The 21,195-nt window shown below is 58.1% G+C and carries 19 protein-coding genes and 4 tRNA genes; 2 read left to right on the top strand and 21 right to left on the bottom strand.

Features of this window, described 5'->3' with window-relative positions:
* Positions 1–19 precede the first annotated feature (19 nt).
* The 21 genes from rpoB to trpE all read right to left on the bottom strand — a co-directional run bounded on the left by rpoB (position 20) and on the right by trpE (position 18,537).
* The gene (rpoB, locus tag FDM28_RS05940) at positions 20–4,132 is read right to left on the bottom strand and encodes a DNA-directed RNA polymerase subunit beta (protein WP_138513945.1); all 4,113 of its coding nucleotides are present in this window, start codon (positions 4,130–4,132) and stop codon (positions 20–22) included.
* A 273-nt stretch (positions 4,133–4,405) separates the two neighbouring features.
* Complete coding sequence (gene rplL, locus FDM28_RS05935) at positions 4,406–4,780, bottom strand: 50S ribosomal protein L7/L12 (protein WP_138513943.1); 375 nt, start codon at positions 4,778–4,780, stop codon at positions 4,406–4,408.
* A gap of 42 nt (positions 4,781–4,822) precedes the next feature.
* The gene (gene rplJ / locus FDM28_RS05930) at positions 4,823–5,350 is read right to left on the bottom strand and encodes a 50S ribosomal protein L10 (protein WP_138513941.1); all 528 of its coding nucleotides are present in this window, start codon (positions 5,348–5,350) and stop codon (positions 4,823–4,825) included.
* A gap of 230 nt (positions 5,351–5,580) precedes the next feature.
* Positions 5,581–6,276, bottom strand: coding sequence for a 50S ribosomal protein L1 (gene rplA / locus FDM28_RS05925; RefSeq protein WP_138513939.1), 696 nt, complete (start codon positions 6,274–6,276; stop codon positions 5,581–5,583).
* Positions 6,277–6,708, bottom strand: a complete 432-nt coding sequence (rplK, locus tag FDM28_RS05920) for a 50S ribosomal protein L11 (RefSeq protein ID WP_087495289.1) — start codon at positions 6,706–6,708, stop codon at positions 6,277–6,279. It lies immediately after the preceding gene.
* A gap of 136 nt (positions 6,709–6,844) precedes the next feature.
* Positions 6,845–7,438, bottom strand: coding sequence for a transcription termination/antitermination protein NusG (gene nusG, locus FDM28_RS05915; protein ID WP_138513937.1), 594 nt, complete (start codon positions 7,436–7,438; stop codon positions 6,845–6,847).
* Entirely contained in the window at positions 7,438–7,821 is a 384-nt protein-coding gene (gene secE / locus FDM28_RS05910) for a preprotein translocase subunit SecE (protein ID WP_138513935.1), read from the bottom strand. The genes nusG and secE overlap by 1 nt, the downstream gene beginning before the upstream one ends.
* Positions 7,822–7,925: 104 nt before the next feature.
* Positions 7,926–8,001 (bottom strand) — tRNA-Trp (locus FDM28_RS05905).
* 11 nt (positions 8,002–8,012) lie between these two features.
* Complete coding sequence (gene tuf / locus FDM28_RS05900) at positions 8,013–9,203, bottom strand: elongation factor Tu (protein ID WP_138513639.1); 1,191 nt, start codon at positions 9,201–9,203, stop codon at positions 8,013–8,015.
* 89 nt (positions 9,204–9,292) lie between these two features.
* A tRNA-Thr gene (locus FDM28_RS05895) sits at positions 9,293–9,367 on the bottom strand.
* A 60-nt stretch (positions 9,368–9,427) separates the two neighbouring features.
* Positions 9,428–9,501, bottom strand: a tRNA-Gly gene (locus FDM28_RS05890).
* A 34-nt stretch (positions 9,502–9,535) separates the two neighbouring features.
* Positions 9,536–9,621, bottom strand: a tRNA-Tyr gene (locus FDM28_RS05885).
* Positions 9,622–9,728: 107 nt separating this feature from the next.
* Complete coding sequence (locus FDM28_RS05880) at positions 9,729–10,469, bottom strand: uracil-DNA glycosylase (RefSeq protein WP_138513933.1); 741 nt, start codon at positions 10,467–10,469, stop codon at positions 9,729–9,731.
* Positions 10,470–10,473: 4 nt separating this feature from the next.
* A complete protein-coding gene (gene trpC, locus FDM28_RS05875; protein WP_138513931.1) occupies positions 10,474–11,262 on the bottom strand; it encodes an indole-3-glycerol phosphate synthase TrpC in 789 nt (262 codons plus the stop codon).
* 16 nt (positions 11,263–11,278) lie between these two features.
* Positions 11,279–12,322: an anthranilate phosphoribosyltransferase gene (trpD, locus tag FDM28_RS05870; protein ID WP_138513929.1), complete on the bottom strand. Its 1,044-nt coding sequence runs from the start codon at positions 12,320–12,322 to the stop codon at positions 11,279–11,281.
* Between the two features lie 10 nt (positions 12,323–12,332).
* Complete coding sequence (locus FDM28_RS05865) at positions 12,333–12,992, bottom strand: LysE family translocator (protein WP_138513927.1); 660 nt, start codon at positions 12,990–12,992, stop codon at positions 12,333–12,335.
* 9 nt (positions 12,993–13,001) lie between these two features.
* Positions 13,002–14,084 (bottom strand): low-specificity L-threonine aldolase, encoded by a 1,083-nt coding sequence (gene ltaE, locus FDM28_RS05860; RefSeq protein ID WP_138513925.1) that lies wholly within the window; start codon positions 14,082–14,084, stop codon positions 13,002–13,004.
* 125 nt (positions 14,085–14,209) lie between these two features.
* Complete coding sequence (locus tag FDM28_RS05855) at positions 14,210–16,015, bottom strand: DUF262 domain-containing protein (RefSeq protein ID WP_138513923.1); 1,806 nt, start codon at positions 16,013–16,015, stop codon at positions 14,210–14,212.
* A gap of 103 nt (positions 16,016–16,118) precedes the next feature.
* On the bottom strand, positions 16,119–16,694 hold the full coding sequence (locus tag FDM28_RS05850) for an aminodeoxychorismate/anthranilate synthase component II (RefSeq protein WP_138513921.1): 576 nt from the start codon (positions 16,692–16,694) through the stop codon (positions 16,119–16,121).
* Positions 16,691–17,023 carry a chorismate mutase gene (locus FDM28_RS05845; protein WP_138513919.1) on the bottom strand — a complete coding sequence of 111 codons (333 nt, stop codon included), beginning with the start codon at positions 17,021–17,023 and terminating at the stop codon, positions 16,691–16,693. Before FDM28_RS05845 ends, FDM28_RS05850 begins: the two co-directional genes overlap by 4 nt.
* Entirely contained in the window at positions 17,020–18,537 is a 1,518-nt protein-coding gene (gene trpE, locus FDM28_RS05840; RefSeq protein ID WP_138513917.1) for an anthranilate synthase component I, read from the bottom strand. Before trpE ends, FDM28_RS05845 begins: the two co-directional genes overlap by 4 nt.
* A gap of 387 nt (positions 18,538–18,924) precedes the next feature.
* Here trpE and FDM28_RS05835 point away from each other — a divergent pair, with 387 nt between their 5' ends.
* Entirely contained in the window at positions 18,925–19,506 is a 582-nt protein-coding gene (locus FDM28_RS05835; RefSeq protein ID WP_138513915.1) for a chalcone isomerase family protein, read from the top strand.
* A gap of 141 nt (positions 19,507–19,647) precedes the next feature.
* A complete protein-coding gene (locus tag FDM28_RS05830) occupies positions 19,648–21,192 on the top strand; it encodes a methyl-accepting chemotaxis protein (RefSeq protein ID WP_138513913.1) in 1,545 nt (514 codons plus the stop codon).
* The last annotated feature ends 3 nt before the right edge of the window (positions 21,193–21,195 follow it).

The raw sequence follows: 21,195 nt of genomic DNA, 5'->3' as shown, positions 1-21,195 counted from the left end.
GTGACTCTTTCCCTTGTCTTTAAGAACGATCCAGCTCAATGTCGATGCCCAAGGAACGGATTTCCTTGACCAGCACATTGAACGATTCCGGCATGCCGGCTTCAATAGAGTGTTCGCCCTTGACGATGTTTTCGTACACCTTGGTACGACCTTGCACGTCATCGGACTTGACCGTCAGCATTTCCTGCAACACGTAGGAAGCGCCGTAGGCTTCCAGCGCCCACACTTCCATTTCACCGAAGCGCTGGCCACCGAACTGGGCTTTACCGCCCAGAGGCTGTTGCGTCACCAAGCTGTAAGGACCGGTAGAACGGGCATGCATCTTGTCGTCCACCAAGTGGTGCAACTTCAGGTAGTGCATATAGCCAACGGTCGTGGTGCGCTCGAAGGCATCACCGCTGCGTCCGTCATAGAGCTGGGCTTGCGTACGGGTGGCAGTCAGGCCCTTGGCCTTGGCGACGTCATCTGGGTACGCCAGTTGCAGCATGTCACCGATTTCCTTTTCGGTAGCACCGTCAAACACAGGCGACGCAAACGGCACGCCGCTGGTCAACTCCTGGGCCATTTCTTGCACTTCGGCATCCGACAACTGCGCCAAGTCTTCCTTGCGACCGGTGCTGTTGTAGACCTGCTCTAAGAAGCCACGAATTTCTGTGGATGCGGCTTCGCGTTGCAGCATGTCGCCAATGCGCTGGCCCAAGCCCTTGCCAGCCCAGCCCAAGTGCACTTCCAACACCTGACCAATGTTCATACGGGATGGAACGCCCAAGGGGTTCAACACGATGTCTACCGGTGTACCGTCTGCCAAGTAAGGCATGTCTTCCACTGGCGTGATCTTGGAGACCACGCCCTTGTTACCGTGACGGCCGGCCATCTTGTCACCAGGCTGCAAGCGACGCTTGACGGCGATGTAGACCTTGACCATCTTCAAGACGCCGGCAGGCAACTCGTCGCCTTGTGTCAGCTTCTTACGCTTTTCTTCAAAAGCGAGGTCGAAGCTGTGGCGGGTTTGCTCCAGGGAGTTCTTGATGCTCTCGAGCTGGCTGGCAACTTCTTCGTCCGCCGGACGGATGTCAAACCAATGGAACTTCTCAACGGAAGTCAGGTAAGCCTTGTCGAGCTTGGTGCCCTTGGCCAGCTTCTGGGGGCCGCCATTAGCAACTTTGCCAGTCAACAACTTCTCGATACGGTCAAACGCATCCGCTTCCACGATACGCAGCTGATCGTTCAGGTCCAGACGGAAACGTTTGAGCTCGTCGTCAATGATCTGCTGTGCACGGCGATCACGCTGGATGCCTTCGCGGGTGAACACTTGCACGTCGATCACGGTGCCGGAGCTGCCCTGGTCCACACGCAGGGACGTGTCCTTCACGTCGCTGGCCTTCTCACCGAAGATCGCACGCAAGAGCTTTTCTTCGGGGGTGAGCGTAGTTTCGCCCTTGGGCGTGACCTTACCCACCAAGGTGTCACCCGGCAGAACTTCCGCACCGACATAGATGATGCCAGACTCGTCCAGACGGTTGAGCTGTTGTTCGCTCAAGTTGGGGATATCCCGGGTGATTTCTTCCGCGCCCAACTTGGTGTCACGTGCCATCACGACGAGTTCTTCGATGTGGATGGAGGTGTAGCGGTCTTCTGCCACCACACGCTCGCTGATCAAGATCGAGTCTTCAAAGTTGTAGCCGTTCCAAGGCATGAAGGCGACCAACATGTTCTGGCCAATGGCGATTTCGCCCAGGTCAGTGGATGCACCATCGGCAATCACATCGCCCTTGGAGAGCTTGTCGCCCTTCTTCACGATGGGGCGCTGGTGGATATTGGTGTTCTGGTTGGAGCGCTGGTACTTGATCAGGTTGTAGATGTCCACACCGACTTCACCGGCTTGCGCTTCAGCGTCATTCACGCGGATCACCACACGAGTTGCGTCCACATAATCAACGATACCGCCACGGGTCGCGGTCACCACTGTGCCGGAGTCGACGGCAGCGACGCGCTCGATACCGGTACCCACCATGGGTTTTTCAGGACGCAACACGGGCACGGCCTGACGTGACATGTTGGCACCCATCAACGCACGGTTCGCGTCATCGTGTTCCAGGAACGGAACCAGGGATGCCGCCACCGACACAATCTGCGCAGGCGACACGTCCATGTACTGAACGCGGTCAGCGCTCACCAGAATGGATTCACCCTTTTCGCGGGCAGAAACCAAGTCGCCGGTCAGCGTACCTTCCTTGTCCAAGGCCGCGTTGGCCTGGGCAATGACGTACTTGCCTTCTTCAATCGCAGACAGGTAATCAATCTCATTGGTCACCTTGCTATCGACGACGCGACGGTACGGTGTCTCAATGAAACCGTACTCGTTCAGGCGGGCGTAAAGCGCCAAAGAGTTGATCAGACCGATGTTTGGACCTTCGGGGGTTTCGATTGGGCACACACGACCGTAGTGGGTCACGTGCACGTCTCGCACCTCGAAGCCAGCGCGTTCGCGCGTCAAACCACCTGGGCCAAGGGCCGATACACGGCGCTTGTGAGTGATTTCGGCCAGGGGATTGGTCTGGTCCATGAACTGAGACAGCTGCGAAGCGCCGAAGAATTCCTTCAGGGCTGCCGAGATCGGCTTGCTGTTGATCAGGTCATGCGGCATCAAGGGCTCTTGCTCTGCTTGGCCCAAGCGCTCTTTCACGGCTTTTTCGATACGTGCCAAACCGGTGCGGTATTGGTTTTCAGCCAATTCGCCCACGCAACGCACGCGGCGATTACCCAAGTGGTCAATGTCATCGACATCGCCACGGCCATTGCGCAGATCCACCAAGATCTTGACGACAGCCAAGATGTCCTCGTTCGTCAGCACCATAGGGCCGGTAGATTCCGAGCGACCCATCTTGGCGTTGAACTTCATACGACCCACGCGCGACAGGTCGTATGTATCGGGGTTGTAGAACAAGCGCTGGAACAGGGCCTGAACCGCATCTTCCGTAGGCGGCTCGCCGGGACGCATCATGCGGTAAATAGCTACGCGCGCTGCGAATTCGTCGACCGTTTCGTCGGTACGCAGAGTTTGCGAAATGTAGGCGCCTTGGTCCAACTCGTTGGTGTAGATGCAGGCCAGATCTTGAATGCCTGCAGTACGCAGCTTTTTCAGCAAGGCTTCGGTCAGCTCTTCGTTGGCCTTGGCCACGATTTCACCGGTATCACCGTCCACCACATTGCGTGCCACCACGCGACCAATCAGGAAATCTTCCGGCACGCTAATATGCGTGGTGCCAGATTGCTCCAGTTCACGGGTGTGGCGCGCAGTCACGCGCTTGTCTTTGGCCACCACCACTTTGCCGGACTTGTCGGTAATGTCAAAACGGGCCACTTCGCCACGCAGACGCTCAGCCACAAATTCCATCTGGGCACCGCTGTCCATCAGACGGAAGTTGTCGTTGACGAAGAAGTTAGCCAAGATGGATTCGTTGTTCAGGCCGATGGCCTTCAGCAGAATCGTGACCGGCATTTTGCGGCGACGGTCCACGCGGAAGTACAGCAGGTCTTTGGGGTCAAACTCAAAGTCGAGCCAAGATCCGCGGTAAGGGATGATGCGCGCAGAGAACAGCAACTTGCCAGAGCTGTGGGTCTTGCCCTTGTCGTGTTCAAAGAACACGCCAGGCGAACGGTGCAACTGGGACACGATCACTCGTTCCGTACCGTTGATGATGAAGGAGCCCTTGCCAGTCATCAGAGGCACTTCGCCCATGTAGACCTCTTGCTCTTTCACTTCCTTGACCACCTTGTTTTGACCCGTCGAAGACTCGCGGTCATAAATGATCAATTGCACTTTAGCGCGAACCGCAGACGCATAGGTCAAGCCACGGGTCTGGCACTCACGAACATCAAACGCTGGCTTCGCCAGGTTGTACTCGAGGTACTTCATTTCCACAAAACCATTGTGAGAAACAATAGGGAAAGCGGCTTCGAAGGCGGCTTGCAGGCCTTCATTGGTGCGCTTTTTAGAGGCTACGTCTGCTTGCAGAAATGCGGTATACGCATCTTTTTGCATTTGGAGCAGGTAGGGAATCTCGAGCACGCTATCGCGACTACCGAAGTTTTTGCGAATTCGCTTGCGTTCTGTGTATGTGTAAGCCATTAGATCTCCGGGCAAAGGCTGAGGAATCCTGGGGGTCCTAGGCGACTGTCGCGTTGAGCACCACTCTCAACAGGCTTGGTGATTGGCCACTACCAATCATTGGCGGACGGTCGCGCATTGCACGCAACCCGAACCAAGGCATCTTCTGCAGTCGGATCAGAAGACACTGGAAAGCGGTGAACCACTACTTTCCAGTGCACACTAATTTCGGCACCTACAAGCGGCAAAGGCTGGAGGCCCTTTTGGAACCTCCAGCCCATGCAAATCGGTCGATTACTTGAGTTCGACCTTAGCGCCGGCTTCTTCCAGCTTCTTCTTGGCTGCGTCAGCGTCAGCCTTGGAGATGCCTTCCTTAACAGCCTTAGGAGCGCCGTCCACCAGGTCCTTGGCTTCTTTCAAGCCCAGACCAGTGATTTCGCGCACAGCCTTAATCACGGACACTTTGTTTGCGCCAGCTTCAGTCAAGACCACGTTGAACTCGGTCTTTTCTTCAGCAGCTGCAGCAGCACCGCCACCAGCAGCAGCAGGAGCAGCCATTGCAGCAGCGCTCACGCCAAACTTCTCTTCGATGGCTTTCACCAGGTCGTTGAGTTCCATGACCGTCATGCTGTCCAGCGCGGTCAAAAATGCGTCTTTATCGAATGCCATTTTGATTTCCTAACAATATTGGTTACTACAGACAGGGCGCAATTAAGCAGCCACTGCCTCTGCGGGAGCAGCTTCTGCTGCACCTGCGCCACGCTGTTCCGCCAATGCGGCCAGCACACGGGCTGTACGCGAAATGGGGGACTGCATCAAGCCCAACAACTGAGCCAACAACACTTCCTTCGAAGGGATGCTTGCCAATTGCTTCACGCCGTTCACGTCCAAGGCCTTACCGCCGTACGCACCAGCACGAATCACCAACTTGTCGTTGGTCTTCGCGAATTCGGCAACCACTTTCGCGGCAGCTACTGCGTCTTCGGAAAAGCCGTAGATCAGAGGACCGGTCATCTGGTCGGACACCACTTCAAACGCGGTACCAGCCACAGCACGGCGGGCCAAGGTGTTTTTCAACACACTCAGGCTCACACCAGCGCTGCGCGCGGTGTTGCGCAGTTTGGTCATGTCAGCGACCGTGATGCCACGGTATTCCGCGATCACGAGCGTTTGAGCTTTAGCGGCGAGGCTGGTCACATCACTGATGACCGCTTCTTTCTCACTGCGATTCAGACTCAAGGTCTACTCCTTTAAATGCACTTTGCAACTTGCGTCACTCATGCTCCACATTGCAGCGACCAACTGTTAACAGAATATTCATTCCATCTGCAGCGGGATCGCCATCTGCGTTGGTTGGGGTATTAAGTGCAGCGAACTGCACACCAACGGTCTTGGATGGCCCGGCGCCCCTCGAAAGTTGCGCCAGCCCACCACATCGGACCTTCCGCGAGGAAGGCCCAAATTCACGATTACGCCGCGATGGACTGGATGTCTACGCGAACGCCCACACCCATTGTCGAGGACACGGCCACTTTACGCAGGTACAAGCCCTTGCTGGAAGCAGGCTTGGCCTTGTTCAAAGCATCCACCAGTGCAGCCAAGTTGCCTTGCAACTGGGCGGACTCAAAGGAGCGGCGACCGATGGTGCTGTGCACGATACCGGCTTTGTCCACACGGAACTGAACTTGACCAGCCTTAGCGTTCTTCACGGCAGTAGCCACATCAGGAGTCACAGTGCCAACCTTGGGGTTAGGCATCAGACCACGTGGGCCCAAAATTTGACCCAATGTACCCACGATACGCATCGCATCAGGAGCCGCAATCACGATGTCAAAAGGCATATCACCCGCTTTGACCATGGCAGCCAAATCGTCCATACCGACCACATCCGCACCTGCTGCCTTGGCTTCTTCAGCCTTGGCACCTTGAGCAAACACGGCAACGCGCTTGGTTTTACCAGTACCGTTAGGCAGCACGACAGCGCCACGAACCACTTGGTCCGACTTCTTGGCATCAATACCGAGTTGTACGGCCACGTCGATGGATTCATCAAACTTGGCGTTAGCGAATTCCTTCACCAAACCCAATGCGTCTGTCAGTGCATACAGCTTGTTGCTGTCGATCTTGCCGACTTGGGTCTTTTGCTTTTTGGTCAACTTGGACATTTACACGCCCTCCACATTCACGCCCATGGAACGGGCAGAACCAGCGATCGTACGAACTGCAGCATCCAGATCAGCAGCAGTCATGTCTTTCATTTTGGTCTTGGCGATTTCTTCCAGCTGAGCGCGGGTGATTTTGCCAACCTTGTCCACGTGCGGACGGGAAGAACCCTTGTCCAACTTGATGGCCTTCTTGATCAAGACAGTCGCGGGCGGCGTCTTGATAACGAACGTGAAGCTCTTGTCAGCAAAAGCTGTAATCACGACTGGCAATGGCAAACCTGGCTCGACACCTTGGGTCTGCGCGTTGAACGCCTTGCAGAATTCCATGATGTTCAAACCACGTTGACCCAATGCGGGGCCGATAGGTGGGGATGGGTTAGCCTTGCCAGCTGGCACTTGCAGCTTGATGAAGCCGACGATTTTTTTCGCCATGATTTCTCCTTGCGGGTATAGCGCCTTGAGTTAAAAACAACTCTCAGCTTCCCGGGGTTAACGACTCACTGTGAAGCACCGTGCCGAGTCGATAGAAGCACGATGAGTTGCCGCGCGAACGCGGCGTATTTGTTGTTTACGTCTTCTCGATTTGAGAAAACTCCAACTCCACCGGAGTAGAGCGACCGAAGATGGTGACGGAAACCCGCACTTTGCTCTTCTCGTAGTTGACGTCTTCCACAGAACCATTGAAGTCTGTAAACGGGCCTTCTTTGACCCGCACAAATTCGCCGACCACAAATTCAATTTTGTGACGTGGCTTGTCAGTGCCTTCTTGCATCTGATTGACGATTTTCATCACTTCAGATTCAGAAATGGGAGCCGGGCGATTTTTTGCGCCACCCACAAAACCGGTCACTTTATTGGTGTGTTTCACCAAGTGCCAAGTGTCATCGTCCATGACCATCTCGACCAGCACATAGCCGGGAAAGAATTTGCGCTCAGTGGTTTTCTTTTGGCCGTTCTTGATCTCGACCACTTCTTCCATGGGGACCAGAATCCGACCGAACTTGGATTCCATGCCAGCGCGCTGAATACGCTCCAAGATGTTTCGCTCAACGGCCTTTTCCATACCGGAATAAGCGTGCACTACATACCAGCGCAAATCCGGATTGGTCACGGCGGCAGACGCAGTAGCTTCCGCAGCGGGAACAAGCACATCGTCAGTCATCATTTTTTCCATCCCAGGATCAAGTCGTAAAAGAGCCACTCCAGTGTCTTGTCCGTCAACCACAAGAACACCGCCATGATCAGCACAAATCCAAAGACATATGCCGTGATTTGAATCGCCTCTTTGCGAGCGGGCCAAACCACTTTTTTCACTTCACGCCAGGCATCACGACCGAATGCAATCAACTGACGCCCGGACTCCGACGAGAAGAAGGCGCCCGCAGCCAGCGCGAGACCCACAATTAACGCACCCCATTGCGCCAACTGGCCTTGCTTGCTCAGCAAATAAAAGGCAGCCAGCGCCGCCAATAGCAAAGCAACCGCCACTCCAAGCTTCAGCTTGTCAGCGCCGGTGTTGACCGTCTCAATTTGTGTCGAAGCCATGTTTCTTTTTCGCGTTTGCTTGCATTCAATTTCAGCGACTTTAAGACGCTGAAGCCCGCTACACCGTAGCGGGCTTATTTTTTATCCACCGACCTTGCTTTCGGTGGCAGGGGCAGTAGGAATCGAACCTACAACCTTCGGTTTTGGAGACCGACGCTCTGCCAATTGAGCTATACCCCTACAGACTTTCCTTACGCGATGATTTTGGCAACCACGCCAGCGCCCACGGTACGACCGCCTTCGCGAATAGCGAAACGCAGGCCTTCTTCCATAGCGATGGGGTTGATCAACTTCACAGTGATGGACACGTTGTCGCCAGGCATCACCATTTCTTTGCCTTCAGGCAACTCGATCGCACCGGTCACGTCCGTAGTACGGAAGTAGAACTGGGGACGGTAGTTGTTGAAGAAAGGAGTGTGACGGCCGCCTTCGTCCTTGGACAGAACGTAGATTTCGCCGGTAAAGTGGGTGTGGGGCTTGATGGAGCCGGGCTTGCACAGCACTTGGCCGCGCTGCACGTCTTCACGCTTGGTGCCGCGCAACAGGATACCGACGTTGTCGCCTGCTTGACCTTGGTCCAGCAGCTTGCGGAACATTTCCACGCCAGTGCAGGTGGTCTTTTGGGTGTCAGCGATACCAACGATTTCGATTTCTTCGCCGACCTTGACGATACCGCGCTCCACGCGACCGGTCACCACGGTGCCGCGGCCGGAGATGGAGAACACGTCTTCCACGGGCATCAGGAATGCGCCGTCCACTGCACGCTCAGGGGTGGGGATGTAGGTGTCCAGTGCGTCAGCCAGCTTCATGATGGCTTCTTCGCCCAAAGCGCCCTTGTCGCCTTCCATGGCGAGCTTGGCAGAACCACGCACGATGGGGGTGTCATCGCCGGGGAAGTCGTACTTGGACAGGAGTTCGCGAACTTCCATTTCCACCAACTCGAGCAATTCTTCGTCATCGACCATGTCGCACTTGTTCAGGAACACGATGATGTAAGGAACACCCACTTGGCGAGCCAACAGGATGTGCTCGCGGGTCTGGGGCATAGGGCCGTCAGCTGCGGAGCAAACCAAGATAGCACCGTCCATTTGGGCTGCGCCAGTGATCATGTTCTTCACATAGTCAGCGTGACCAGGGCAGTCCACGTGCGCGTAGTGGCGGTTGGCGGTTTCGTATTCGACGTGAGCGGTGTTAATGGTAATACCGCGTGCTTTTTCTTCAGGCGCAGCGTCGATCTGGTCGTAGGCCTTGGCAGATCCGCCGAACTTGGCAGCCAACACGGTAGTGATAGCAGCTGTCAGGGTGGTCTTGCCGTGGTCCACGTGACCAATCGTGCCCACGTTCACGTGGGGCTTGGTACGGGTGAATTTTTCTTTTGCCATGCTTAGCTCCGAAAAGTAATAGGTTCAAACAAATAACTATCTAACGCCGTACTACCGCCATCACACGCATGCCAGCGGCAACGCCAAATTGGTGCCCTTTGCGGGAATCGGACCCGCGACCTCTCCCTTACCAAGGGAGTGCTCTACCACTGAGCCAAAAGGGCAAAGACTTGTTTGCACAAGCCTTGAGAAATCTTTAACACTGCGCAGCGACTTCAAAACTGTGGAGCGGGGTAGGAGAATCGAACTCCTCGCTTTAGCTTGGAAGGCTAAGGTATTACCACTATACGAACCCCGCACAGGCCCGCCAATCTAACAGTCTTTTATGTCACTGGTGGAGAGGGCTGGATTCGAACCAGCGTACTCGTAAGAGGGCAGATTTACAGTCTGCTGCCATTAACCACTCGGCCACCTCTCCTAGGTGAGCCTCGGATTATGCCAGCTTTCTGGGTAGCTTGTCACCTGACTTGAAGTTTTTTGTGTATCGAGGCCAAAAGAGGTCTCAACGCGCAGGGAACGGTGGACTCAGCAAACCCTCAACCAATGCGCCGCCTGGCTGAAATGACCACATCCCACAAAAGGCACCGGTGGGCGGGAAGCAGACAAGGGCGACGGGTGATTGGCCATCAACACCAGGTGGCGCCCCTCATCAATCAGCGGCCGCTTGGATTGGGCATGCGCGCCCCAGAGCATGAAAACCACCGGATGCGCCGACGCGGACACGGCGCGGATGACACAGTCCGTCAACACCTCCCAGCCTTGGCGGGCATGGCTGGCGGGTAGCCCCTCTTCCACGGTCAAACAGGTGTTGAGTAACAAAACGCCCTGCTTCGCCCACGGCAACAGGCTCCCGGTGGTCACGGGGAACAATGCCTGCGCAGCCGCACCTTCCCGGGCAAGCTCCTTGAAGATATTGCGCAAAGACGGCGGGATGGCGACACCCTGCGCCACCGAGAACGCCAGCCCCTCTGCCTGCCCGCGCCCGTGGTAGGGGTCTTGCCCCAAAATGACCACGCGCACCTCGGGTAGCGGGGTCAACGCCAACATACGCAGCGGTTGCGGCGGGAACACCACCGCACCCGCCTCCAGTCGGGCCTTCAAAAAAGCCAGCAACTGCTGACCCGCCACGCTACTGAAAAATGCCTCCTTCACGCCACTCCAACTGGCATCCACCGGCCACTGCGGAGGATCGGCGGAAGTCAGCTGGCCGGACGCACCGGCAGTGACGCCATCGCCAGCACTTTCGGAAAGCAAAGAGAACTGCATTCCATCAACCAAACAAGGCGGCCAAGGCCTCACCGGGTTCCGGCGCGCGCATGAAAGCCTCGCCCACGAGGAAGGCATTGACGCCGGCAGCCCCCATGCGCAGCACGTCTTCGCGGGTATGGATACCGCTCTCGGTCACCAGCAGCTTGTCGGCCGGCACCATGGAGCGCAGCGTCAGCGTGGTGTCCAGCGTGACGTCGAATGTTTTGAGGTTGCGGTTGTTGATGCCCAGCAAAGGCGTCTTGAGCTTCAGCGCGCGCTCCAACTCGGCTTGGTCGTGCACTTCCACCAACACGGCCATGTCCAGCCCCAGCGCGATGGCTTCCAGATCTTTCATCTGGGCATCGTCCAAGCACGCAGCAATCAGCAAAATGGCATCGGCCCCCATGGAGCGGGATTCATAAATCTGGTACGGGTCCACCATGAAGTCTTTGCGCAGCACCGGCAGCTGGCAGCTGGCCCGGGCTTGCTTGAGATAGTCCGTCTCACCTTGAAAAAACTGCACGTCTGTCAGCACCGACAAGCAGGCCGCACCGTGCTCGGCATAACTCTGCGCAATGTCGGCAGGGATGAAGTCCGCGCGAATCACGCCCTTGGACGGGCTGGCCTTTTTGACCTCAGCGATCACCGCAGGTTTACCAGCGGCGATTTTGGCGCGCAAGGCACCCACAAAGTCACGGGTCAGCACGCGGGACTCCGCATCGGCGCGAACGAACTCCAGCGATTTGCGGTTTTTGGCGGCTGCCACTTCCTGGTGCTTGACGGCTACGATTTTGTCGAGAATGTCGCTCATGGGGTGTCCTGATAAGTTAGTTCGCCAGGCGGCCAGAGAGGGCCACCAGGGCGTCGAGCTTGGCCTTGGCCGCTCCTGATTCGATAGCTGCTCGCGCAAGTGCAATGCCGGCTTCCATGCTATTGGCCACATTGGCGGCATACAAAGCAACACCCGCATTCAACATCACAATGTCTTTGGCAGGGCCGGCCTGGTTGTTCAGCACGCCCAAGAGCATGGCCTTGGAGTCTTCCGCCGTTTCCACTTTCAAGGCGCGGTTGCTGGCCATGACCATGCCAAAGTCTTCGGGGTGGATCTCGTATTCGCGGATTTCACCATCCTTGAGCTCCCCGACCAGCGTACCTGCCCCCAGGCTCACTTCGTCCATGCCATCGCGACCATAAACGACGATAGCGTGCTCGGCGCCCAGGCGCTGCAGCGCGCGCACCTGGATGCCCACCAGATCCGCATGGAACACGCCCATCAGGATGTTGGGCGCACCGGCCGGGTTGGTCAGCGGCCCCAGGATGTTGAAGATGGTGCGCACGCCCATCTCCTTGCGCACCGGCGCCACGTTTTTCATGGCGGGGTGGTGGTTGGGCGCGAACATGAAGCCAATGCCCTGCTCGGCAATGCACTGGGCAATCTGGTCGGGCTTCAAGTTGATGTTCAGACCCAGGACTTCCAGCACATCGGCACTGCCGCTCTTGCTGCTGACGCTGCGCCCGCCATGCTTGCTGACCTTGGCGCCTGCGGCGGCGGCCACGAACATGCTGCAAGTGGAGATGTTGAAGGTGTGCGAGCCATCGCCCCCCGTGCCCACGATGTCCACCAAATGGGTTTTGTCGGCCACGTCCACCTTGGTGGAGAACTCGCGCATCACCTGCGCGGCGGCGGTGATCTCGCCGATGGTCTCTTTTTTGACGCGCAGCCCCGTGATCAGGGCGGCCATCATGACGGGCGACATCTCGCCGGACATGATCTGGCGCATCAGGTGCAGCATCTCGTCGTGAAAAATCTCGCGGTGCTCAATGGTGCGTTGCAGGGCTTCCTGCGGGGTGATCTTGCTGGTCTGGGTCATGTCCACGTCCTTAAGCCTGGGGCGCTGAAGTCAGCGCCAGTTTGATTCCGAATCCTACAAACATCGCGCCGGCGATGCGGTCTAACCAGTGCATGCTCCGCTGCACCACGCCAGCGCGGCGCGCCAGCCAGGCGGCGGCCACCGCCCAGCCCAGGTTGACCCACAGGCCGTTGAAGTTAAAGAGCAAGCCCAGCAGCAAAAAGGCCAACGGCTTGTTCTCCACGCCAGGGGCGATGAACTGCGGCACAAAGGCCAGGAAGAAGAGCGCCACCTTGGGATTGAGCACATTGGTCCAGAAACCGCGCAGGAACACGGTCTTCAAGCCATTTTGGCCTGTAACGCTCGTAGAATCTTCGCCAGCAGCTCCTAATTGCATAGCAGACCCCGTCTTGGCCAGCAGCAGGCGCAAACCCACATAGACCAAGTAGGCGGCGCCCACCCACTTGAGCACGGTGAACGCGGTGGCCGACGCGGCCATCAGCGCGCTCACGCCCACGGCGGCCGCGAAGATGTGCACAAAGCAGCCCGCCGTGATGCCTAGCGCGGCCACCATGCCGGCGCGCGCGCCACTGCGCAACGCGTGGGTCACGATGTAGAGCACATCCGGCCCGGGCGTGAGGTTGAGCAGCACGCCGGCCGCCATGAAGAGCAGGAGTTGGTCGATGGGCATGGCGTCGCTTCAGTACACGGCCGCGCCCCGCGCTGCCGGGACGGCGGTTGCGGTGGCAGGCTGGTCAAAGAAGGTGCGAATACTGGCAAGCGCATGGTCAATGCCGGCCACGTCCACATCCAAGTGCGTGACAAAGCGCAGGCCGATGAGGCCCGTGGCCAACACGCCCTGCGCCTTCAGGTGCGCCAACAGGTCCGGGCCGCGGCCGTCGGCCACGTCGACAAAGACGATGTTTGTCTGGTCCGAGCGCACGGCGAGGCCGCTGATGCCCTGCAGCCCCTGCGCCAGGCGCTGGGCCAAGGCGTGGTCGTCGGCCAGGCGCTCCAGGTGGTGGTCCAGCGCATGGTTGGCCGCGGCGGCCAGCAGGCCCACCTGGCGCATGCCGCCACCGGCCATCTTGCGGATGCGCAGTGCGCGGGCGATCAGCTCCTTGCTGCCGCACAGCATGGAGCCCACCGGCGCGCCCAGCCCCTTGCTGAAGCAGACCGACACGCTGTCGAAGTAGCTGGTGATGCGTTTGGCCGAGGCCAGCGCCGTTTCGCCGTCCTGGCGTGAGGCCACAGCCGCATTGAACAGGCGCGCGCCGTCCAGGTGCACGGCCCGGCCTTTCTCGCGCGCCAGCGCGCTGGCCTGCTGCAGGTAGCTCGCTGGCATGGGGTGACCATTCCAGGTGTTTTCCAGGCACAGCAAGCGGGTGCGGGCGAAGTGGCAGTCGTCGGGCTTGATGGCAGCGGCAATGTCGGCCAGCGCCATCTGGCCGCTGGCATCCTGCACCAGCGGTTGGGGTTGCACGCTGCCCAGCACGGCGGCGCCACCGCCCTCGTAGCGGTAGGTGTGGGCCAGCTGGCCCACGATGTACTCATCGCCGCGGCCACAGTGCGCCAGGATGGCGCAGAGGTTGCTTTGCGTGCCCGTAGGCATGAAGAGCGCGGCCTCAAAGCCCAGCAGCGCAGCCAGCTTCTCTTGCAGCGCGTTCACCGTGGGGTCGTCACCAAACACGTCGTCACCCAGCGGGGCGGCCATCATGGCCGCGCGCATGGCGGCGGTGGGCTGGGTGACGGTGTCACTGCGCAAATCAACAATTTTGGTCATAGTGGCCTCTAGCGCTCGTGGAGTATGCGCAAGCAGCTATCAAAACCATAGCTGCCTGCCTACCGCTTATTGCAGGAAGTTCTTCAGCATGGCGTGGCCATGCTCGGTGAGATTACACACAGAAGTCACAGCGCGGACTTCCGCGCAAAGCCCCACATATCCATCGCAAGCCGTGCGAACTCCGCTTGTCGAGTACGAATAGCTGCGCTGGACCACACTGCGTGCTGAGATAGCAGCTTAGCCGCACGCCCGAAGCTAGTTTTCACACCTACCGACTGAGACTCCGACAGCGACTTCGTCATGAACAAGCCTGACTTCTGATATTCAATACGTTTCAAAGCGAAAAAATCCTGTCCGATTGAGGCGTTTATCGGCTTCTCGAGCAAGGTCAAATTGCCCAGAAGCTGCTTGTAAGCGCCGTACTCCGCCTCTTGGTCAAAGCTGTTCAAATGTTCCTGCGTTGGCGTATTGGGCAAAACATGCTCCACTTCAAACTTTGCAAAATGCCCGATAGGCGCGTCGGCAAGAGGGCTACCCGCGACAAGTTCAAGCTGCTGCGCAAGCCTCCACAAAACAAAACGACAAGTAGTTTTTCGATCCAAACCCAGGCGATCCAGAGCAGCCTCAATTCGGGGATTCAGTCGATCAATCTCTCTTTGGACCCAAACGTCCAACATTGCGTTCAAAGCACTGCCGAAATCTGATTGTCCCAAGTGGTGCGCAATCCACGCTTGCAACTTTGGCGCCTCGTCCGCAAAAATTAAATCAAGCGCCTTTGTGGGTTCTTGCGCCAACACGTAGGCCACCAGCAATCGCTCTAACTGGCGAGTGACTACAGAAAGACTGCTACCTTCCAGCACCTCACACGCCAGCAACACGATCAGATGCTGCCGGGCGCGGCCGGAGAGTGCATAAATATTTGAAAGGTGGAAATCGGGCTCAGTGACAAACTTTCGATAGGCCTGCGCAGATACCAGCAACCTTTTTGCAAATGCAATCGGGTTGGAAGTAATACCAATAGCGTCTTTGTTGTCAGACAGCCATTCGTACAAGTCATCTTCGGTCAACGGTTTATTTTTTTTGCGCGCATTGGCAAAATTCGCCATCATGAAGTAACGCAAAAACCGCAGTGGTTTCTCGCCTCGTCCGGTCTTTTCGATGGTGTGAACCATGTCTTTCCAAATCGAAGTCAACTTGTCAAAGTCGTCTTTCTTTTTGACTTGCATGAACAGCAAGTTCTTCAACAAATCCAGGGCGTTAAGACCCACGCCACGATCGTTAATGGTTTCAAATATTCTCAACGCATCACTGATACCTGCAGTTTGGATGCGAACCAACCTAACGCGTTTTGTCAGATGTGCTTGAAATTTTCGGATCGCAGTCGCATCACCATTGAACTGCTCCTGCAAAAACTCGGAAACAGTTTCATAGGCATGAATCATGTTGCGAGCAGAGTTGGGCAGTCCTTTACCATCCGTTAAGCAACCGAATTGGCCGAGTGCAATGGACTCCAAAACATCCCCAGCGTCCTCATACAAAGGCTTTAGTCGGAGTCTCGTTCCTGTTGTGCCTTCCAACGTCTGATATTGATCTTGAATCATTCCTTGAAGAAACGAGACCGACTCAACATCTTCCGCTTGCTTCCTAGCGTCGCGAATGGCGCAAAGACAAATGAACAGCGTGGTGAGTCTCTGTTGCCCGTCGATAAGCTGAAAAACTCCATCTGCACTTGAATAGACCACGATGCTTCCAATGAAATACTCACCCGTGGTGGGAGAGCCGTTTTCATCAAAGAGAGCGTCTTGTGCATCACTCAGGAGAGAACTAACCTGGGCCTCCTTCCAAACGTACTCCCGTTGAAAAGCTGGAATTTCATAAAAAGACGCTGTGAATACCTCTTCCACCGTTGGGTGTTTAACCTCAATTTGCATTCAAGCTCCCATCAATCAACTGCGTTTTAGTATTCATTCCGGCCTCTAGCGCTCGTGGAGTATGCGCAAGCAGCTATCAAAACCATAGCTGCTTGCCTACCGCTTATTGCAGGAAGTTCTTCAGCATGGCGTGGCCATGCTCGGTGAGGATGCTTTCCGGATGGAACTGCACGCCCTCCATGCGCACCGCATGCGGCAGGCCGGTGTGGCGCACGCCCATGATTTCGCCATCATCGGTCCACGCGGTCACGGCCAGTTCCTTGGGGCAACTGGCGCGCTCAATGGCCAGCGAGTGGTAGCGGTTCACCGTGAACTTCTCAGGCAAGCCGGAAAACACGCCTTCTTGCGTAGTGGTGATGACGCTGGTCTTGCCATGCATCAGCTCCTGCGCACGGATGATCTTGCCCCCCAGCGCAGCGCCAATGCTCTGGTGCCCGAGGCAGACGCCCAGGATCGGCAGCTTGCCCATGAAATGCTGGATGGCGGGCACCGAGATGCCCGCCTCATTGGGCGAGCACGGCCCGGGGGAAATCACCAACCGATCGGCGCCGCGTGCGGCAATGCCTTCGAGCGTGATTTCGTCATTGCGGAACACTTCCACCTCCGCACCCAGCTCACCGAAGTACTGGACGATATTGAAGGTAAACGAATCGTAGTTGTCGATCATCACGAGTTTCATGCTGTTGCTCCTTCCCGCAATCGGGCGAATTCCCGGTGCTCAAATGCAATAGATGCGTCCATCAGGGCGCGGTAGGCGGCTTCCAGCACGTCAGGCTGGCCGCCCAGCTCGGCCGCCATGCGGCGTACGCGCGCGGCGATGAATTCAATGCGCTCCTGGTCGTGCACCTTGGTCACATCCTGTTTGATGCGCGCGGCCTGGCTCATGTAGTGGGTGCGCTCCACCAGCAGCGCGGTGATGCGCTCATCGAGTGCGTCAATGTGGCTGCGCACTTCGGCCATGGTGTTGCAGTGTTTTGCTTGGGGTTGGACTTTGTGTGCGGTGTTCATTGCAAACCTTCCTCCACCAACTCCGCGGCGCGCAAGAGCGCACGCGCTTTGGCTTCGGTTTCTTTCCACTCCAGCTCGGGCACGCTGTCGGCCACCACACCAGCAGCGGCTTGCACATACAAGGTTTCGTTTTTGATGATGCCGGTGCGGATGGCAATGGCCACGTCCATGTCACCCGCGTAGCTCAAGTAGCCGCAGGCGCCACCGTAAATACCGCGCTTGATGGGCTCCAGCTGGTCGATCAGCTCCATGGCGTGCACCTTGGGTGCGCCGGTCAGCGTACCCGCCGGGAAGGTGGCCTTGAGCACGTCCATGCTGGTCATGCCGGGGTTCAAGGTACCTTCCACGTTGCTCACAATGTGCATCACGTGGCTGTAGCGCTCTACGATGAAAGCGTCCGTCACCTTGACCGAGCCGATTTCGGCAATGCGACCGATGTCGTTGCGGGCCAGGTCGATCAGCATCACGTGCTCGGCACGCTCTTTGGGGTCGTTGATCAGCTCGACTTCGGCGGCCTTGTCCAGCTCCGGCGTAGCGCCGCGTGGGCGGGTGCCGGCCAGGGGGCGGATGGTGACTTTGGTACCGGACTTGTCGCCGGCAGTAATTTGCTCCTGGCGCACCAAGATTTCGGGCGACGCGCCCACCACGTGGAAGTCGCCGAAGTTGTAGAAGTACATGTACGGGCTGGGGTTCAGCGTGCGCAGCGCGCGGTACAGGCTCAAGGGGGATGCTGTAAAGCGCTTTTTGATGCGCTGCCCCACCTGCACCTGCATGAAGTCGCCCCCGGCGATCAGCTCTTTGGCGCGCTCCACGGCGGCAATGTAGTCGGCCTTGGCGAAGTCGCGCTGGGCTTCAAAGCTTTGCGAGGGCTTGATATCGGGCGCGCTCACTGCTTGCGCCAGCTTGGCCTTCAGCTCAGTGAGGCGCGCCTGACCGGCAGCATAGGCATTGGGCGTGGCCGGGTCCACATAGACCATGAGGTGCAGCTTGCCGGAGAGGTTGTCGATCACCGCCAACTCTTCACACTGCAACAGCAGGATGTCGGGTGTGCCCAGTTCGTCGGGCGGGCAGCTGTCTTGCAGCTTTTTCTCGATGTAGCGCACCGCGTCGTAGCCGAAGTAGCCGGCCAAGCCACCACAAAAGCGCGGCATGCCGGGCTGCAGCGCCACCTTGAAGCGCTGCTGGTACTGGGCAATGAAGTCCAGCGGATTGAGGGTAGAGGTTTCCACCACCACGCCGTCCGTCACCACCTCGGTGCGGGCTGCGGCGCCGAATCCACTGGCGCGCACCAGCGTGCGGGCGGGCAGGCCAATAAAGCTGTAGCGGCCGAAACGCTCGCCGCCCACCACCGATTCCAGCAAAAAGCTGTGGGCAGCGGGTTCGGCGTCGCCGGCATTGCGGGCCAGCTTGAGGTAAACGGAAAGCGGGGTTTCCAGGTCCGCAAAAGCCTGGGTACTCAAGGGAATGCGGTTGTAGCCTTGCTGCTGCAGGGCCAGAAATTCAGATTCAGTCATCGGGGGGCTGCGCCTCTCAAACAATCTATTCACGGGGGGCTTGCAGGCGAGGCCTCAAACCCGGAAAAGGTGCGCGCAATAGATCGGAGGGGAATCCGTGCCACTTGACCGCGCAAAGCTCACAAACCGTGCGCGATAGCCGCTAGGTGCGGCCGGCAGGTATCAGAGCCCAGGCACAACAGACAAGGTACGCCAGGGCCAGGCTCCCCGGTCGCTCAAACCTGTTCTGCTGATGTGGTGGATAAACATGGGCACAGTGTAGCAAACAGACCCCGTCTGGCGCACACTCTTCGCACGTCACCCGCAAAAACCCTGATGCACTTTTGCGGGTGCGACTGCACAATCCAGCATTCTCAAAAACGAACGACCGTTCTTTTAAGGTATCCCATGACCCTGTTCCACGCCCTCGCCGCCGGTTTGATTGCTTTATGCGCCGCCACCGGGGCCGGGGCCGCACAAGACATCAATGGCGTGAAGGTGGAAGACAACATCACGGTCGCGGGTACCAAGTTGCAGCTCAATGGCGCGGGCATCCGCTACAAGGCCATTTTCAAGGTGTATGTGGGCGAGTTGCACACGACACAAAAAGTCACCTCCCTTGAAGAACTCGTGGCCGCCCCCGGCCCCAAGCGCCTGAGCATGACGTTTCTGCGCGAGATCGAGGCCGGCCCCTTCGGCAAGCTGCTCACCCGCGGCGTGGAGGACAACGTGCCCAAGAACGAAATGTCCAAGCTGGTGCCCGGCCTGATCCGCATGGGCGACATCTTCACCGTCAACAAGGCCCTGATGCCCGGCGACGTTATTCACCTCGACTGGATTCCCGACACCGGCATGGTGATCACCGCCAAAGGCAAGGTGCAGGGCGAGCCCTTCAAGGAGCCTGAGTTCTTCAAGGCCATCATGTCTATCTGGTTCGGCCCTTCACCCGCCGACTTCAAGCTCAAAGAAGCCATGTTGGGCGGCAAATAAGCGTATCTCCGGTTTACTCCAAGCCTCACAGGCCGGCATAGCGATATGCCGGCCTTTTTTTGCTCGAGTGACAAACCCGGCGCTTCCATGTAGATTGGGCCGCGCACGGAGTACACAAAAAACACTGAATAGGGGATTCGGATGAAACTCAGCTTGAAACTTCCGTTGGCGTTTGCCTTGGCATTAACGCTGCTGTTTGTGGGTGGGGTGTTCGGGATTGCCACCGTCAACCATGCAGTCAGCACCTACCGGGTCGACGTCCTGCATCACGTGGACGCCAACAAAAAAGCGGCCGACATCTCCAGCCAGTTCTCCGTCGCCGTCCAGGAGTGGAAAAACGTGCTCCTGCGCGGAAAGAACCCCAAAGACCTCGACACCTACTGGGCCGCCCACCAGAAAGAAATGGCCAAAGTCATTCAGGGCATTGATGCCCTCGCACTGGAGATGGCTGACGAAACCGGCAAGGCCACCAGCGCCAAACTGAGCCAGGCCATGCGTGCGGCCGCCAAAGGGTATGAGACTGCGTTCGAGGCCTACAAATCGAGCGACCTAGATTTCGCCACAGGCGACAAAGCTGCCCGGGGCAAAGACCGCGAAGCCGCCACCCTGCTGCAAGACCTGCGCAAGCACCTCTCCGAGCAAGAGGCCCGCGCCTCCGAGGGGGCCAGTGCCCTCGCCGCACGCGGAAGCATGCTGGCCTATAGCGTGATGGTGGCGGTCACCCTGATCGGCTTCGGCGGGAGCATCTGGCTGAGCCGGCAGATCGTGCGGCCCTTGAGCGAGGCCGTGCATGCGGCCGACCTCGTCTCGCGCGGGGACCTCACCACGACGCTGCGCGCCGAGGGGCGGGATGAAATCGCCGCCCTGCTGCGCTCTTTGCAAACCATACAGCACAGCCTCTCGCAGCTGGTCAACCAGGTACGGGAAGGCGCAGAAAACGTGTCGCACGCCAGTGCCGAAATCGCCCAAGGCAACCAGGACCTGTCCAACCGCACCGAGCAACAAGCCTCCGCCTTGCAGCAAGCCGCAGCGTCGATGGACGAGCTGGGCACCACCGTAGGGCGCAGCGCCGACAGCGCGGTGCGCGCCAACCAGGTGGCCAGCAACGCATCGCAAGTAGCCGTGCGGGGCGGCGAGGTGGTGGACCGGGTGGTGGCCGCCATGGGCGGCATCCACCAGTCCTCCGGCCGGATTGCGGAAATCATCGGTGTGATTGACGGCATTGCCTTCCAAACCAACATCCTGGCGCTGAATGCGGCGGTGGAGGCGGCTCGCGCGGGCGAGCAAGGGCGCGGCTTTGCGGTGGTCGACAGCGAAGTGCGCTCGCTGGCCGGCCGCTCGGCAGAAGCGGCCAAAGAAATCAAGGGGCTCATCGGCTCCAGCGTGGAGCAAGTGGAGCGTGGTAGCGCCGAAGCCGCGCAAGCCGGCCACACCATGAAAGAAGTGGTGGACGCGATCCGCGAAGTGAGCGCCATGGTCAGCGAGATCAGCACCTCCAGCGGCGAACAAAGCATTGGCGTATCCCAGGCGGGCGATGCCGTCACCCGCATTGACCAGGCCACCCAGCAAAACGCGGCCTTGGTGGAAGAAATGGCCGCCGCTGCGGCCGGCCTCAAGCAGCAGGCACGAAATTTGGTTGAAATGGTTTCTGTATTTAAAACAAATAAATTTTCATCAGCAACCTAAACT

It is taken from the genome of Rhodoferax bucti (assembly GCF_005876985.1).
GTDB classification, from domain to species: domain Bacteria; phylum Pseudomonadota; class Gammaproteobacteria; order Burkholderiales; family Burkholderiaceae_C; genus Allorhodoferax; species Allorhodoferax bucti.
This window is presented reverse-complemented; position numbering and strand designations above follow the sequence as displayed.